This window comes from Paramagnetospirillum marisnigri (assembly GCF_001650715.1).
GTDB classification, from domain to species: domain Bacteria; phylum Pseudomonadota; class Alphaproteobacteria; order Rhodospirillales; family Magnetospirillaceae; genus Phaeospirillum; species Phaeospirillum marisnigri.
Map to the genome: position 1 here is coordinate 1 of NZ_LWQT01000068.1, position 16,580 is coordinate 16,580.

Annotated in this window: 11 protein-coding genes and 3 pseudogenes; 10 read left to right on the plus strand and 4 right to left on the minus strand. The window is 62.5% G+C overall.

Features of this window, described 5'->3' with window-relative positions; all coding sequences use genetic code 11:
- Positions 1-3,806: tetratricopeptide repeat protein (locus tag A6A04_RS13825; RefSeq protein WP_156612609.1), on the minus strand; the 3,806-nt coding region annotated here is incomplete at its 3' end.
- Between the two features lie 601 nt (positions 3,807-4,407).
- On the opposite strand from A6A04_RS13825, the gene A6A04_RS13830 reads away from it, so the two are divergent.
- The 8 genes and pseudogenes from A6A04_RS13830 to A6A04_RS13865 all read left to right on the plus strand — a co-directional run.
- A complete protein-coding gene (locus tag A6A04_RS13830) occupies positions 4,408-5,211 on the plus strand; it encodes a DUF4384 domain-containing protein (RefSeq protein ID WP_156612610.1) in 804 nt (267 codons plus the stop codon).
- A complete protein-coding gene (locus tag A6A04_RS13835; protein ID WP_068493873.1) occupies positions 5,208-6,449 on the plus strand; it encodes a tetratricopeptide repeat protein in 1,242 nt (413 codons plus the stop codon). Before A6A04_RS13830 ends, A6A04_RS13835 begins: the two co-directional genes overlap by 4 nt.
- Positions 6,446-7,075, plus strand: a complete 630-nt coding sequence (locus A6A04_RS13840; RefSeq protein ID WP_068493874.1) for a hypothetical protein — start codon at positions 6,446-6,448, stop codon at positions 7,073-7,075. Before A6A04_RS13835 ends, A6A04_RS13840 begins: the two co-directional genes overlap by 4 nt.
- Before the next feature lie 4 nt (positions 7,076-7,079).
- Positions 7,080-7,562, plus strand: a complete 483-nt coding sequence (locus A6A04_RS13845; RefSeq protein ID WP_156612611.1) for a hypothetical protein — start codon at positions 7,080-7,082, stop codon at positions 7,560-7,562.
- A gap of 41 nt (positions 7,563-7,603) precedes the next feature.
- Positions 7,604-9,586 (plus strand): caspase family protein, encoded by a 1,983-nt coding sequence (locus A6A04_RS13850; protein WP_156612612.1) that lies wholly within the window; start codon positions 7,604-7,606, stop codon positions 9,584-9,586.
- A gap of 265 nt (positions 9,587-9,851) precedes the next feature.
- Complete coding sequence (locus tag A6A04_RS21760; protein ID WP_082914930.1) at positions 9,852-11,996, plus strand: SUMF1/EgtB/PvdO family nonheme iron enzyme; 2,145 nt, start codon at positions 9,852-9,854, stop codon at positions 11,994-11,996.
- A 197-nt stretch (positions 11,997-12,193) separates the two neighbouring features.
- On the plus strand, positions 12,194-12,886 hold the full coding sequence (locus tag A6A04_RS13860) for a reverse transcriptase domain-containing protein (RefSeq protein ID WP_281196776.1): 693 nt from the start codon (positions 12,194-12,196) through the stop codon (positions 12,884-12,886).
- Positions 12,850-13,047, plus strand: a pseudogene (locus A6A04_RS13865) (transposase); the annotation flags it as partial. The gene A6A04_RS13860 and the pseudogene A6A04_RS13865, both read left to right, overlap by 37 nt.
- Before the next feature lie 241 nt (positions 13,048-13,288).
- Here A6A04_RS13865 and A6A04_RS23625 read toward each other — a convergent pair.
- The 3 genes and pseudogenes from A6A04_RS23625 to A6A04_RS21770 all read right to left on the minus strand — a co-directional run.
- Positions 13,289-13,396 (minus strand): annotated as a pseudogene (locus A6A04_RS23625) (IS4-like element ISMmg3 family transposase); the annotation flags it as partial.
- A gap of 464 nt (positions 13,397-13,860) precedes the next feature.
- Positions 13,861-15,636 carry a RyR domain-containing protein gene (locus A6A04_RS13875; protein ID WP_172822781.1) on the minus strand — a complete coding sequence of 592 codons (1,776 nt, stop codon included), beginning with the start codon at positions 15,634-15,636 and terminating at the stop codon, positions 13,861-13,863.
- 78 nt (positions 15,637-15,714) lie between these two features.
- Positions 15,715-15,915, minus strand: a pseudogene (locus tag A6A04_RS21770) (integrase core domain-containing protein); the annotation flags it as partial.
- Between the two features lie 28 nt (positions 15,916-15,943).
- Here A6A04_RS21770 and A6A04_RS13880 point away from each other — a divergent pair.
- Positions 15,944-16,318 (plus strand): metallophosphoesterase, encoded by a 375-nt coding sequence (locus tag A6A04_RS13880; RefSeq protein ID WP_082914932.1) that lies wholly within the window; start codon positions 15,944-15,946, stop codon positions 16,316-16,318.
- Between the two features lie 65 nt (positions 16,319-16,383).
- On the plus strand, positions 16,384-16,580 hold a 197-nt coding region (locus A6A04_RS13885; protein ID WP_068492287.1), incomplete at its 3' end, for a transposase.

Sequence of the window (16,580 nt, forward strand, 5' to 3'; positions counted from 1 at the left end):
AACTCGGCGACAACCCAGTCCTTCATCTGGCGGCATTCCGCCACCTTCCAGCCCTTGCCGATGAAGATGTCGAAATCGTCGATGATGGTGGATTTCAACTCGGCCTCGTTGCGGATCTTCGGCAGCGCCTTCTGGTACCAGGATCGCGCAGTCACGCCATCACCGCTCAGCAGATAAGTGTGGCCGAGATTAACCATCCAGGCGAAATCGTCCGGCGCCAAGGAGTGGGCGGCTTCGGTCTCCTTGCGCCCCTCGGCGAAATCACCATTCAGAATCAGCGTCCATCCCAGGGTGCCATGCGTAACCCCCAGGGCGCGCTGCCACTGGGTGTTGGCGGGATCGCGGGCGGCGAGGCGCTTGGCGATGGCGAGGGACTTGCGGAATTCAGCCAGAGCCCCGGCATGATCGCCCTGGGCCTGGAGGACTTTACCCAAATTGTAGTGGCTGCTCGCCAAGCGGCGCTGCCACTGGGTGCTGGCTGGGTCATGGGCGGTGAGGCGCTCGGAGATGGCAAGGCTTCTACGGTATTGCTCCAACGCTTCGGTTGAGGCTCCTTGCGCAACCAAAGCAACAGCTAGGCGATCCACATCATTTAGAAGTTCTTCCAGTAAATCACTTCTATCGGCAGAAATATCAGCCATCATTTCTCTGATCGCTATAGCTTGCCTGTAATACGAGACCGCCTCTTGGTGGAATTTGTTATCGCGCAACACATCGCCCTTGTTCGCGTAATTTGTCGCAACAGAGCGCGCCCCCACCCCATCTCGACTGTATTGCGATGAAGTTTCAAAATATGCCATTGCAAGCTGAGAAACCTCACGTAGCAAATCATCTCTGCCCATCGATTTTAGCCTGTCCCGAAGATCAAGCACCATGTACCGGATTAGCTTTTCCGCCTCTTGACGCGCCCCATTTGCTTCGTTTTGCTGTTTCATGGCAAACCATCCAAATGCACTTGCCAATACTGCTAATACTCCAAACATGGTGGTTGCAACATACAACTGCCTACGTCGCCGACGATCATTGGCGCTGGCGACAATGCTTGATGCCGCCACATAGCTAATCGTTGTCTCGTCGAGTTCACCACTGCGTCGCTTTAAAAGGCTTTCCGCCTCCAATAAAGGAAAGCCCGGATTGAGGAGCATGGTTGGCCTATAATGCTCTACCGCAGCCTTCCATAGGGCTGCGGCCTGCTCAAGTCGCGCCCGCAATTGTAAATCGTTGCGATCCTGGGCAACTTGCTCGCGCGCACGATTCCAGTGCGTCAGAACCGCTTCATGCGCCACTCGCAGCAACCCAATTTGACCATTGTTGAATTTGGCGAGATTTGGTGTAGTTTCCCATTCCGTTAATAATACTAGTTCTCTAGACTCATCCGAATGCGCTGACAACTTGGACTTCAAAATGCCAATGGCCGCGTGAAGCATCGTTTGGGTGCCGTATTTTTCTAATAAATTTCGGCGCATGCGATAAATTGATGAAAGCGATGCAAACAATCCAAATATCAATCCTATAGAATATAGTGTTACTGTTGCAAATTCATTAAGGTCAGAGATGTATTTAGAGATTAATAAAATTGTTATTGCTAACGCCGATGCGCCGCCAATAAAAGTGGAAAACAAGATGATTATGGTGTCAGAAATTGCGTGCGCCATAGAACTTGGCGATCTTTTTATAATTATTTTTACAGCAACGGATCCAACCACAATTGTCGTAACAACAAATACAAATGAAAATACAAAAAATAATACCGATCTGTACTCATCAGGTGTTACTCTAAATCCAAAGTCATACATTTTCGTAATTACTGTTGGGACTGCCCTTAGAGATAGAAGCCCAGTCAGTGTAGCTGCTACTAAAGTTGGAAAAATAATAATAGTATGTTTAAGCGCTTTCATTGCATTACATGCTACAGCATTTCGCGCTTCAGATCGCAAATGACTTTCGCACTTTTTCGTGCAGTCCAATCTAATGTTTCTCGCGGTAGAGATAGGCGTTCTCCTATTCATCCCGCCATCATCATCGGCCACCAGCAATCTGGCCTCCGGTGCCAATAGCGCCTCTACCAAGGCACCGGCGGGGGTGTTCGGTGGGAAATCCGCCCTGGCCGCCATGCGGGCCGTCGCTTGGCCCTTGGCCCCTTGGCCCACGGTGACCAGGGCGCGCAGCACCTGGGGGAAAGCCGCCTGCACATCTTCCGGCAGGGCGGTGAACACATCCTCGGCCCGGCGGCCGATGGCGCCATTGAGGCCGCCCAGCTCCTGATAGGCGGCGAAGGTCAGTACCCCGTCCTCGGGGCGGCGGCGCTGCCACAGCAGGTCAAGCACATAGGACAGCAGCGGCAGGGCGTTGGGATCACGCCCGGCGGCTTCGCGCAGCACATCGTCCAGGCTGGTGCCGCTGGCGGCATCGGCCTCGAAGCGCAAGCCGGCTTCCCGCGCCGGGCGGGTGATGATCTGTCCCAATTCGCCGTCATTGGGGGCGGTCAGAAGATAGCGGGCCTCGCCCGCCGATAGTTCCGCCAGGGCAGGCACGGTCTCCAGCCGGTCGAACAGGTCGGAGCGCAGGGTGGCAATCACCCAGACCAGCCCGGAGCGGGCCAGCTCCGCCAGCGCGGCGACAAAGCCCTCGCGCTCGGCGGGGGTGATGGTGTCCAGGGTGAACAATTCTTCAAGCTGATCGACCACCACCAGCAGCCGCGCCTCGGCGATCTCGGTCAGTTTGGCGGCCTCGCCCGCCGCCGCCAGCCCCTGGCGCACGGCGAACACCGCCTGTTTGGGATTGTCGCGCAACTGGTCGGCCAGACTGGCCACGTCGTATTGCAGTCGGGTCAGTTCGGGCAGCGCCTTGGGCGCCAGCAAGGCGGCGGCAAGGCCGCCGATCAGGTCGCCCTCGCCATCGGCGGGACGCAGGATGGCGTGGCGGCACAGGGCCACCCGCCCGATCATGCCGGGCAGTTTGAGATCGGCCAGCACCCCGGCCTTAACCAGGGACGACTTGCCCGACCCCGACGCCCCCATCACCAGCACGAAGGCCGAGCCGCGCTCGGCCTGACGGGCCAGCAGCTCACGCACCTCGTTGCGGGCGCGGGTGCGACCGAAGAACACCGCGGCATGATCCAGATCGAAGGATTGCAGGCCACGGAACGGGCTGCCCTGATGCCAGCGGATCCCGGCGGGGCTCTGCTCGGCCCCGCTCAGGCGGCGACGGATCAGTTCGCGCAGATGGTTCTCCAACTGCTCCTCGAAGGCGGCGGCATCGGCGAATTCCCAAGAGGCCGCGGTGAAGGCGCTGCCATCGGCCGAGCGGGTCCAGCGGGTCATGAACTCCTCGACCTGCCGCTTCTGCCCCAGCCGCTCCTGAACCGCGGCCTCGTCTTCCAGGCTGCCGGTGATCTCGGCCTTCTTGCGATAGAGCAGCAGGTCGGGCAGGCGCAGCTCACGATAGGAGGCCAGGGCGTCCTCGAACTCCCATTCGGTCCCGGTGACCGCGCCACCGCTCAGCGCGCCCTTGTACTTGTCCTCGGGCAGGGTCATGCCCAGGCGCGACCACAGGATCACCACCACGATATCGGTCTCGTGCGGCGGCACGATGCGGTCCTGGAAGTGCTCCCCCGCCACCAACGGCTCGCGCTCCCACAGCATCGCCTCGATACGGAAATGGTAGGAGAATTCGCGGTCGAGCCGCTGCACCACCCGCTCGGAGATCAACCGCTCGGGGCGGACGTCGGATGGTGACGAGATGAACACCCGGATGGTGGGACGGTCAGTGGAGACGACATCATCGGCCTGGGGAGAAGTGCTCAACGGTCGGCTCCTGTCATGTCAGAAGGAACGGCGGCAACATAACCGTGCTTTACCCAAAATGCGGGATATTAACCCCGCAACATGTGAACCATTTCACCGGCGCTGCCAACTGACTCGATACAACGGATTTGGCCCCCATTATCTTAAAGATGAAAACAGCTTCAGGTTGAAGTCAACAGAGAACCGCCCCGTCCACGCTTGATCGGATTCTGCCCTGGCCCAGTAGTGGGCGGACGACTCCAGACATCACCACGTTGTCTCACGCCCTCTTTTGAGTAGAACTTCCTCCGTGACGGCCACTGCTGCGGAGAAATCAACAACTGGACTTAGGAAAGCAAGTATGGAACCCGAGAACAAATCCCTCTGCAAACGGATGCGGATTCTATACGGGCTGGATGGACGGGCTTTGTTGTCCAGCGCCCTGGCAGTGGAAGTCGCGGCGCGGATGGTGGTGTGCGAGGCCGGGGAATGCGACCAACGTCCATCCTGCTTCGCATTGGCCCATAGGGTGCTGTGCGCCGGGCCGGGTTAGGCGTTCAACGGGGAAGATCACATGATGACGGCAGCCGGAAAAACGGGATGGAGAGGGGATCGGGTAGCCGTGCTGGCCCTGGCCGTCCTGCTGCTGGCTGTTCCCTCCGCCCGTGCAGAATGGTCGCCGGGAAACGGCGAGTACCTGTTTCCCGTTCAGATGCCGGAGGCCGAGGCCTGCCGCATCGCCGAGGAGAAGGCCAAGCAGGCCGCCCTGATCCGGGTGCTGGGCGAGCGTCTGGCCGTCGATGACATCGAGGTTTGCCAGGAAAAGGCCGAGGATGCCTCCTGCGCCCTGGGCCGCTTGGTCTGGGCCGCCTCCGAGGGCGAGGTGCGGGCCTTGCGCGATCTTCGCTCGGCCACCACGGCCACCCCGGCACCGGGCATCCGCCAGTGCCGGGTCTCGCTGGAGGCCGATGTGGTGCGCTGGCGGGGCGAGCCCGATCCCGCCTTCCAGTTTGCGCTGATTCTCAACCAGACCGCCTTCCGCGTCGGCGAGGCCATGAACATCACGGTGGAGCCCGGCCAGCCTATGCATCTGGCCGTGTTCCAGTGGCTGCCTTATGAACGCCGCGACCGCCAGGTTCAGCGTCTGTTTCCCAATGCCATGGACGCCAACGATCGCATCACCGGGCGCGCCACCATCCCCAGCACCGACGGCGCCCGGCGCTATTCCCTCGACATGGAATTCCCCAAGGCGGGTCAGGCCCATGCGCCGCTGGTGTCCGAATACCTGCTGGCGGTGGGCAGCCGCAAGCCGATCCCGTTTCGCGACTCCTATGGGCTGGAGGAGTTCAAGGCCCTGCTGCTGGAAATCCCGCGCTCCGAGGCCCGGCTGGTCCGCAAGGGCTACGCCATTGTGAGGCCGCAATGATTACCGCCCGCGCCGGGGCGCTTCTGGCCGCATTCCTGGCCCTGGGCGGCTGCGCCACCCCCAGCTATGTGGACCGGGGCAAGGGCGAGACCGCCTCGGAGATCTGGCCCAATCAGGTGGTGTTCACCCTGCATGATGCCTTCCGGGCCTCGCCGCCCCGCTGCGTCGCCCTGCTGCCGCTGGAGGGCAGACCGCCCGAGGCCGCCGGTGCGGTGCGCCGGGTGCTGTTCGCCCATCTCGCCCCCCAGGGGCGGCGGCAGGTGCCGCTGGCTCGCATCGATCATGTGCTGGCCGACCTGCCGGAGGCCGAGCGCAAGGATACGCGCAAGCTGGGCGCCGCCCTGTCCTGCGATGCGCTGCTGGCGGGTGAGATCACCCAGGCGGGCAGCGATTTCTTCGGTATCTATTCCCGCGTCGCCGTGGGGGTGCGTCTGCGCCTGACCCGCGCCGCCGATGGGCAAGCCCTGTGGGAGGGCGAGCATGTGGCCGCCAGCCATGGCGGCTCGGTCCCCCTGTCCCCCATTGGCGTCACCATGGGCATCCTGGACGCCGCCAGTAATCTGACCGAGGAACAGCGCCTGCGGGTCACCGATGACCTTGCCCGCCGTCTGGCCTCCACCATTCCCGATCTGGCTTTGGCCGAGTTGGACGACCCGGTGGCCGAGATGCCTAAACTGGCCCAGGCCGTCCCGCCCGCATCCCCCGATGCCATGGCGCGGGCCGAGGCCCTGGCCGCCCAGGGCGACTATGCCGGGGCGCTGGCGGCGGCGGAAAAGCTGGCCGGGGAAAATCCCGAACGCGCCGACGCCCAGTTCCTGATGGGCCGCATGCTGGTCAAGCTGGACCGGGCGGCGGAGGCCGAACCGGCCATGATCCGCGCCGTGGCGCTGGACGGCGGCAATGCGCGTTATCTCGACGGCCTCGGCCACGTCAACGCCCTGTCCGGGCGGGCGGACCGGGCCTTGGCCGCCTATGCCATGGCCATCGACGCCGATCCCGCCGACGGCTTCGCCTGGTACAATTCAGGTGCCTTGTTGCTGGGGAACGGCCAGAGCCGCGAGGCCGCCGACGCCTTCTATGGCGCCGCCCTGGCCTATCTCAAACGCGGCGATATCGGCATGGCCGGACGCGCCCTGGCCGATCTCAGATCGTTGGGTGGCCGGGGGCTCGACCTCGGCCGTGAAATCCAGACCATAGAAACCGCGCTCGGCGCATTACCTGGGGAGAAACCCTCATGACCCGTTTTCGCTCAATCCTGGCCGTTGTCCTGGCCCTGTCCGCGCCGACGCTGATCGCCGGATGCGCCACGCCGGAGCCGGGCTCGCCCGCCGCCGTGGCCCTGGCCCACCAGAAGCAGCAGGAGATGCGGGCCGATCAGGTCAAGGACACGGTGTCCGACGCGCCGTCCTGGTTCACCGCTCCCCCTAAGGACGAGTTCAGCCTTTATGCCCCCGGCACCGCTACCTCGTCCGACATGCAGATGGCGGTGGACAAGGCGACGCTGAATGGCAAGCGCATCGTCGCCGACCGTCTGAAAAGCCTGCTCTCGGCCAAGATGAAGGACTTCGCCAGCGAAAGCGGAATGGCCGAGGACGCCCGCGTCATGAGCGAGGTCGAGCGCGTCACCACCAATGTGGTGACCGAGGCCAACATGGCCGGCTATCAGGCGGTGAAGTCCGAGATCAAGCCTCAGGGAACACAGTACCGCGCCTATGTGCTGGTCCAGTACCCCCTGGGCGAGGCCAACCGCATCATGGTCGACCAGACCAGGAAGAGCGACCTGCTAGACGGCAAGCTGCGGGCGTCCAAGGCGTTCCTGGACCTGGAAAAGGACATCCAGGCCGCCCGTGGCGGGAAGCCGTAGCGCCATGACGGACCGATACCAGCCCTGGATGGGACAATTGGCAATCCTGCTGCCGCTGGCCCTGGCCGCATGCGCCCCCGGCGCCCGCATGGGGGCCGATAACGGCGACGACTGGGATTTCGGCGAAAAGTTGCCCCCCGTGGCGGAATGCAGCCAGACCGATGGCAAGACCACGCTCTGCGCCGACGGAAAGGCCATGCGCCGCATGGTCGCCGCCATCGTCGGCTATCACGAATCGGTGTTCCGCAAGCAGCCCTATTCCCAGACGCGCGAAGTGATAAAGCATATCGACGTCATGCAGATCGTCCCCAAGGGCGGCGCCTTCGACGTCAGCATCCGCTACGCCTACGGCAATATCCGCTCCGGCCAGCCGGTGGGAACCGGCGACAGTCGCTCGACCCGCCTATTCACCCTGGACAGCGGCTATTCCGTCACCTCCATGGGTGGCAAGGGCAGTGGCCGCTTCGTCAGGGTGCCGAAACAATGACCACCACCATCATCTTTGCAAGCGAAGGGGAGAGTGAAGCCATGCCGCGTGGCTTCCGGCGACATGGGGCGGCCACAGTGCTTCTCGCCGCCGCCTTGCTGAGCCTGCCGTCCTGCGGCGGGGTCAGCACTTCGACCAATGTGGAGAAGCGCAATCTCCGCACGGTGGAGTTGGTGCCGGAGGCCAAGGCTCGGTCGGTCCGACCCTTGCTCGGCGGGCGCTATGATGCAGCCCGCGGCATCCTGGCCCTGTCGGCGGTCAGGGAATTCAGCGGAGAATTGCACCAGTACGAGTCCTATGACGAGGCCACCGTCAAGGTGAAGTCCAAGGACCCCAATCCGGTCGGCTTCCTGCTGGGCGGCCCGGCCGCCGCCCTGGCAATCGTGCTGTCGCCCTTTGACGAGAAGCTGCGCAAGACCACCACCGAGGCCCTGGCCGGGGCCGAACTGGGCCGCAAGGAAAACGTGGTCGCCCGCACCAGCGGCGAGGGGCGGCCGCTGGGCCGCGACGGCTCCAGCCGCGCCCCCTGGGCCGACGCCCGCGTCGCGGTTCTGGTCGAGGACGCGCCCTCGGTCGAGGTCGTCGCCGATGCCGATGGCAACCTGGCGGTCAATCTTTATGAACTGGTGGACCGCCCCGCCTTGCTGCTGGACCGGGAATCCCTCCATGTCCGCGCCCGCGTGATGCTGGACGGTCGCCCCACCGAGACCAGCATTCACCTGCCCGCCGCCGAGACCGCCGCCCTGCGCCGCCTGACCGCCGCCCATGCCGCCGAACGGGGCCGGGGCGCCGCCCGCACCTCGGACTTTCCCGCCGCCGCCCGGCATTTCCGCCTGGGCGCCGAATTGGGCGATGCCGATGCCCAGATGCTGCTGGCCGGACTTTACCGCGACGGCCAGGGCATGCCCCAGAACCATGCCGAGGCCGAACGCTGGCTGAGGCGCGCCGCCCTGCAGGGTCAGCCCGAGGCCCAACTGGTCCTGGCCGAATCGCTGATGCGGGAAACGCGGGGACCACGCGACGTGGCCCAGGCCTATGTTTGGGCCTCGCTGGCCGCCGCCCGGTTACGCGACGGGCTGCACCGCCGGGCCGTCACCCGCCGCGACGACATCGCCCGCCGCCTCGACCCCGCCGAACTCGGCCGCGCCCAGTCCCAGGCCGCCGCCTTCACGCCGGTGGCCGAACTGCGCGAGGCCGGAAGCGGGGGCGCCGCCACCGCCGAAGCCATCGCCGAACCGCTGCCGCCCCTCGATCCCTCCCGCCTGGTGGGCAAGCGCAAGTCCGACGCGATCGCCCTGATCATCGGGGTGGAGGAGTATCAGCGCCTGCCTGCCGCCCAGTTCGCCGCCCGCGATGCCCGTGTCTTCCGCGATTTCGCCGTCAACGGCTTGGGCATCGCGCCGGAGCGGGTCAAGCTGCTGGTCGGCGCCGATGCCCGTCTGCTGGATATCCAGAAGGCGCTGGACACCTGGTTGACCCCAGAAATCAAGGACGGTGCCACCGACGTCTATGTCTTCTTCTCCGGCCACGGGCTGGCCTCGGAGAACGGCCGCAACCTCTATCTCTTTCCCTATGACGGCGACCGGGCCTTGCTGGAGAAAAGCGCCATCGACCGCGCCGCCACCATCGATTCCATCCTGAAGGCCGGGGCAAAGTCGCTGACCTTGTTCCTCGATACCTGCTATTCCGGCGGCACGCGAGGCAACGACACCCTGATCGCCGATATCCGCCCCGTCATCATCCGCGCACGGGATGGAGAAGTGCCCAGCCCTGCCGCCGTGCTGGCCGCGTCGCGCAACGACCAGTGGTCATCCTCGTTCGCCGCCGCCCGCCACGGCCTGTTCAGCTATTACCTGATGCGCGGCCTGATGGGCGAGGCCGATGCCGATTCCGACCACCGCATCACGCTGGGCGAGCTTCACTCCTATGCCGAACGCCAGGTCCGCCGCGAGGCCAGCCGCAAGGGCAGCGACCAGAATCCGGTTCTGGTGGGCGGTGGGGACAAGGTGCTGGTGGCGTGGTGAGGGGACGGTTCTGCGTCGGCGATGGCTGTCGCCCGTCGGCATGGCGTTGTCGAGCGCACCAAGGCGGCACTGGCGGCCACCAAAGCAAAGAAAACCAAGTTGGGGTGCCTGCGTGCCCAGTTCCCCCCCGCGACGTAATCCTGAGAATGGAACCATGGATCGGCGTGCGGCGCCAGTTTCCGGAGGTGCCCAATTGACTCCACCGGTCCTGGGCTGAATAGTCCTTGTTGTCAGTGAGCGGCACTTTGTCCGGCGGAGGCTTGAGATGGGCGACAAGGTATTTGTGAGCTTCTCCTCCCACGATAGGGATATCGCCCTGAGGCTGGTTAGGGAGCTGGAAGCACATGGCATCCCCTGCTGGATATCGTGTCGCGACGTCAAGGTGGGGGAGAACTACCAGCGTTCGATTATTGGCGCCATCCAGCGCGCCCCCGCCATGGTGCTGGTGTTTTCCTCCAACGCCAACAGCTCGACCGAGATCGAGAAGGAGCTGGCGCTGGCCAGCAAGAAAAGGCTTTTTGTGCTTCCGGTGCGGGTGGACGACATCGTTCCCAGCGAAAGCTTCGAGTATGAACTGGCGACCCGGCAGTGGATCGACCTGTTTCGGAAGTGGGACGAGAACATCGCGATGCTGGTCGAGGTGATCCGGCAGCAGACGGGGATCACGCCGCCGCCGCCAGAGCCGGTTCCCGCACCTCCTCCTCCGCCCGCGCCTGATCCGGTCCCTGCGCCGGAACGCCAGACGCCCGCACCTGTCTCCGCCCCGATTCCCGCTGCGCCATCCCCCTCGAAGGTATCGTGGCCGGTCGCTGCGCTGTTTGCAGCCGTGGTGGCGGGCGGCCTCGGCTTCTACGGAATCAGCCGCCAATCCGCCCCGCCGCCAGCCAATGCCGATGCAAAGGCGGTAGAGCAAGCCAGGGCCCTGGGCGGAGCCGCCCAGGCGGACGGAGGCGCCCAGCCGCCCGGCGCTATCAAGGTTTCCCGCTCGGAAGAGTTCTCCCGGTGCGAGACCAATCACCGCCTGGACAAGTACGGCAAGCAGGACGAGTTCATCTTTGTCCAGCCCATGGACGCCATAACCCGGGGAAGCAAAGACCAGGATCCCGAGCTTTGGTTCATCCGGGCCGGAGAAAGCAAGGTCACCATCTGGGAAAACACTCCCGGAAGCATCAAGGAGGGGGCCTGCACCGACTGGTACCGGGTCAGCAACGTCATTCCACCGGATGGGAAATACGATCCGCCGGGCAAGAACTATATCGTCATCGCGACGGAGGGCTGTGACGTCAAGGCGGTGAAACGGCTAGACGAGACCAAACCGCATCTCCAGGTCCGATATGACGTGGCCTACAAGAAGGAATTGGGATTCAGTGACCAGCCGCCGGGCGGATCGGGAGAGTACTTCTATTTCACCCAGGAAGAGTTGGGTGACGGCAGCGGAAAGCAGAAAGCCGGCAAGAAGACGCTTGTCCCCGATCAGCGTTTGCGGAAATGGACTGATATCAAGATGTATCCATCCGCCTGTCAGAACATCCACATCCACTATTGTGGCGACGGGGTCGTCGATAGATCGTTCGGCGAGGAATGCGACTCGCGGGCTGATCTTTCCTGCACGCCGGACTGCAAGCAAGCCTCGTCAACAACGAGCCCTAATAATGTTAAGAACAGAGTTGCCCCCCCTTCAAAAACCACCGAGAACTACAAGCCCGGCCAATCGTTCAAGGATTGCCCCACCTGTCCGGAGATGGTGATCATCCCGCCGGGGAGCTTCCTGATGGGCAGTCCGTCCGGTGAAAAAGACAGCCATGTCGATGAACGTCCGCAGCACCGTGTGACCATCGCGGCGCCGTTTGCGCTGGGCAAGACGGAGGTGACGCAAGCGGAATGGGAGGCGGTGATGGGTAACAACCCCAGCAAGTTCCGTGGCGCCAACCGCCCGGTGGAAAATGTCAGCTGGGATGACGTGCAGGTTTTCATTCGGAAATTGAACGAGATGACCGGCAAACGCTATCGCCTGCCGTCGGAGGCGGAATGGGAATACGCGGCCCGCGCAGGGACCACCACGCCGTGGTCGTGCGGCGGCTCGGAAACATGCCTGTCCTCGGTGGCGGTGTATGATGCCAATTCCGGCAACCAGACCAAGCCGGTGCAGAGCAAATCGGACAATGCCTTCGGTCTGTACGACATGCACGGCAATGTCTATGAATGGGTGCAGGATTGCTGGCATAGCAACTACAGCGGCGCCCCGAGTGACGGCAGTGCTTGGCTGGAAACAAATTCCTGCGACCGCGTCTTCCGGGGCGGCTCCTGGGGCGACAATCCGAGGAACCTCCGCTCCGCCTTCCGCTACCACTTCACCCCAGGCAACCGCAACGGCAGTCTGGGATTCCGCCTCGCCAGGACGCTCCCGTGAGGGAGCGTTTCTTCCTATATCTTTACCTCTTTACCTCTTTACCTCTTGAGGGTGCGCCAGGATAAGGCGCGTGTTTCCAGCGGGTGAAACTCCCGCCCGTGCGCTGGTAGCGACAGGGTGCGGAACCGAGTTCTTGGACCGGCGCTGGTGACGGCGTCGGCTAAGCGTAGAACAGGGGGGTGCAGGCCGTAACGCAAGTGAACCTATTGAGCCTCGAAAATTCACGCGGGAGCCGACCATGTCCTCTTGATGGGAAGGCCCTGGAGGCCGATATCGCAAGTTACTTTGATACGGTCAACCACCGCTGGCTGATGAAGTTCCTTCTCCACCGGATCGCCGACCGGACGCTTCTGCGTCTGGTGGTGAAATGGTTGAAGGCCGGGGTCATGGAAGGCGGGGTCGTCGGTCGCAGCGAGGAGGGAACGCCGCAGGGCGGGCCGATGTCGCCGCTGTTGGCGAACGTCTACCTGCACTATGTCCTTGATCTGTGGTTCGAGCACAGGTTCAAGCCGTCTGCGGCGGGAACCTGTGAACTGGTTCGATATGCTGATGACTTCGTGGTCTGCTTTGAACGCAGGGACGAGGCCGAACGGTTCCGTCAGGAACTGGAGGCGCGGTTCGCCGAATTCGGGCTGCGCCTGTCGGCGGAAAAGACCAGACAGATCGAGTTCGGGAAATGGTCCAGACAGAACGGTAAGACGGGGCCATCCGTAGAACCGCGCAGTTTCGACTTCCTTGGTTTTACGCACTACATGCGCATCCAGGGCAAGACGGGCTGGCGCTATCGGGTTGCCCGCAAGCCGAGCCGGAAAAGCCGCGACAAGTTCCTTGACGGTGTTAAGGAATGGCTCGGCTGGCCCTGCCGGACGAGATGGAAAGCTGGTCGCTGACCACCATCCGCGACAAGGTGGTGAAGATCGGAGCCAAGGTTATCGCCCACGCCCGCTACGCCGTCTTCCAGATGGCCGAGGTCGCAGTGCCGCATGACCTGTTTCGCCGCATTCTGGAGATGATCGACGATCTCCGACCACGAGATACAGCTCCATGCTGAGGTTCGGAGCTAATTCTCGCGCACCCTTTTTTACTGTACTTGACGAGATCGGGTATTACATGCCTGAAGGAAATAATATTGACAAAACATCTTGGTTTTTCATGACCTTAACCAAGGCGTGCGTTATGCCAAGCCAGCCTCGTAACGGCTGTGTTATATCCACTTTCCCCACATAACGCCTCGCGATCCTTCCCACAAACCTTCAACCACAACCCTTCCCCTGAGCCGTTGCTGCGTATGTGGACAAGGTAGTTTCGCCGCCATCCTCGAAGACCAGAAGACTGCCGTAAAACCGGTCGCCCATCAGCACCGGACGCACGTTCTCGGGCAACAGTCCCACCACCACCTCATCCTCCCCGACAACTTGGTCGTGGAACTCTCGGCGCGTGATCGGGAGACTGCGGGATGTGCGCACTTCACCTTCACCGATCAAGAGACTGACTTCTATATCGCCTACCGGGCCGAGGCGGAGACCATCCTGTCCGCCCTGCGCGACGCCAGTCCGTTTCTCGCCCGCCGATTGGAGCAGCGCATAGCCGAATACGGGATCCATATGGAATGAACATCATTGTGTAGGTTCTCGGCCGCTATCGCCGGATTAATGCCGATTTTGGTGCTGCACGGGTGGCGGCCATGATCTACATGTCGTTGGCGGTGGTTACAGGCTGGGTCGATATCGCGGTGATCGCGGTTTTCGCGCTGACAGGGTGGTTTGCCTTCGTCCAGCCGCCACCATGTCTGGGTTGCCATGATGGCCGCCAATATGGTGGTTTCCGCTTGGGTCAATCCGCCCCGGAAGTGATGCAGCCGGGGTCAGGCGGACTGCGCCTTGACCCGCCGAACCGTCATGCCCGCCCGGGCGAGGAGATCGGGCAGGTTTCGCACGGCATCGCGGTCAAGCGCCTTGATTTCGTCGCTCAGCATGTCATAGGGCACCAGATAGGGAGACGTCCGTGCCGATTCGCTTTTGGTCTCGCCGTAGATCCAGCCGTCGAGCCATCGATCAACGCACCACCGCCAATGTTCTATGGCAGCGAGCCGTTCGAGTGTCTCGTCGGTCAGTTCCAGATTTACCGGGCCGGGGCCGGGAGACGCCTCGAGTCCTAGCCATGCCAGTTTAACGCAGACGTGGTCTGCCTGCCTTCGGCAGGATTCACGGAAGGTCTCGGGGAGGTTCTCCCATGAGACGGAGGTGCTCTCAGATGGTGACTTGGCCAGATAGGCCTCATGGATATGGCGTGCCAGCCGATCGAGGGTGCCGCGCAGAAGAAGGTCGGGGGAGCATTCCTCGGCCGCGTCTCCGAAGCCGAACAGAACTTTGGCCTGGTTTGCGTCCCGGATGGTCAGACGGGCGGCCTCGAGCAGGAACCGGTCTGCTCTTTGGCGCACGAAGATAGGAAGGGCGGGATGTTCCCGCGCCGAGCAGCCGCGGCATAGCGACAGTGCGGCGGCAATACCGGCCTCGTCGCCGGTGCAGATTAAAGCGGCATCCAGCCGATGCTCATCCAGCAGATCCGTCACCGCAGCGCCGGAGGCGAAACCCGCACCGGCTTCGCCTTCGATGAACCGAAGGCCCTGGAAATTCTCCAGCCCAGGGTTCGGCGCGTAGAAAACCTTTGCCGTCGCTTCCGGGTCTCGGGTGGCAACAGTGATGCGCATGCCCTCCGGGCCGTTCAGAATAATCTTGCGGATGATGTGCAGGGCAAGATCACCGCCACCGACCACAAGAAGATGCGGAATGGACGAGGCCCCCAGAACCGGGGCTAGACGAGGCACGAGTTGGCGCGCCACGTTGTCGGTGAAATCGATGATATGGCATTCGATGCGTCCGCCACGCTGCTCAGCGAAGGAGGCAGAGAGAACGGCGGTCAGTTCACTGTCTTGGACTTCACAGGCCAGCAACAGGGGCTGAATGGCCGATCGTTGGGAGGCGGCCTCGCGGGCGACCAGCATAGCCTGGAGATTGGTGACATCCACGCCCGTCAGGATCAGAACAGCCCTTGCGTGGTTGATGCCCGTCCGCGTGAAGGTCGTCTTGCTACTGATGGCGCCGACGGTCACGGCGACCCCCAGGTCATTGAGCTCATCCACGGCAGGAGTGCTTTCGGGCACGATCACCACCACGGAATGGCCCTGAGCGACACATCTCCTGGTCACCTCCAAAGCTTTCTCGCCTCCGCCCACCACAATAATATGGTCCTTGCGCCGAAACGACCAGAAGGTGCGGAGCGGGCGACGGGCGTAATCGAGATAGGTGCCTACGGTGGTGTAGAGTGCCAGGCCCGGGAGTGCAAAGCGAGCCACCTGCAATTGCCAAGGAAGGTCGGCCCGTACCGCATCGGCCGGCATGTTGAAGGTCAACAACTGAATGGCTTGATAGGCGTACTGAATGAGATCGGTGGGGCCAAGTCCTCCCTTGTGGCCCTGGATATAGCCCCACCACCCAAGGAGGAAGGCCAGAATTGAAATTCCGATACGGAAGAATGCCTTGATCTTGCGGGTGTAATCGCGCTCGAATTTGATGTTTTCCAGAATCTTGTCCATGTTCTTGGACAAGTCGCGCTCGTCACCCGCATCCCCGATCGCCACGATTGTTCTCCGCATATAGAGCTGGCCCCGTCCTGTTGGACAGAATGGCGGCTTGGTTAAGCTATCGCCCGGTTCCTTTTACGCCGCCAGTGGGATGATCGACACCCTCTCCGGGGCATGCCCCGGAGAGGGTGTCGGCGCGATTTGATGATACGCCTCGTCGGGCGTTCGTCCAGCCAGAGATGAATGCGGTCTGCCCCTGTTATAAAAGCCGAACCAGCGGGTCAGTCCATCCCGGAGTTCGGAGCCGGTCTCGAAGGCATGCAGGTAGACGCATTGCCGAAGTCCGATTGCAAGGGGCAGCTTGATGAACTGGCCCGAACCTGGCGGTGGATCAAAGGCCTGCCGGAAGTGGAGCGATAAAGTGGACGGGATTTACGCTATTGGGGATATCCACGGCTGCTCGGCGCAGCTGGACGCCCTGCTGCAGCAGATCCTCATGCACGCCGCCAGCGCCGGCATTGACCACCCGAAGGTCGTCTGCCTGGGCGATTACATCGACCGCGGTCCCGACAGCAAGGGCGTGCTGGATATCCTGACCGGGCCCAAGATGGCCATGTTTGATCCGGTCTTCCTGCTGGGCAATCACGACCTGGTGCTGGTCGGCGTTTGCGAAGGCGGAATTCCGAGCTGGGACTGGGTCAGTGAGCACGGCGGCCAAAAATGCATGGATAGGCATTGACCCTCCCCCCGTGAATGGCTCCAGGTTGAATGTAATAATTCAACTGACCATGAAGGGGACATTCCATGCCGAAGAAGAGACATACCGCCGAAGAGATCATCGGCAAGCTGCGTGAAGCGGACGTGCTTCTGGCGCAAGGCCGGAAGGTGGCCGACGTCGCCAAGGCTTTGGCGGTAACGGAGGTTACGTACTACCGCTGGCGCCAGGAATACGGTGGGATGAAGGTCTCACAGGCCAAGCGGCTCAAGGAGCTTGAGCGCGA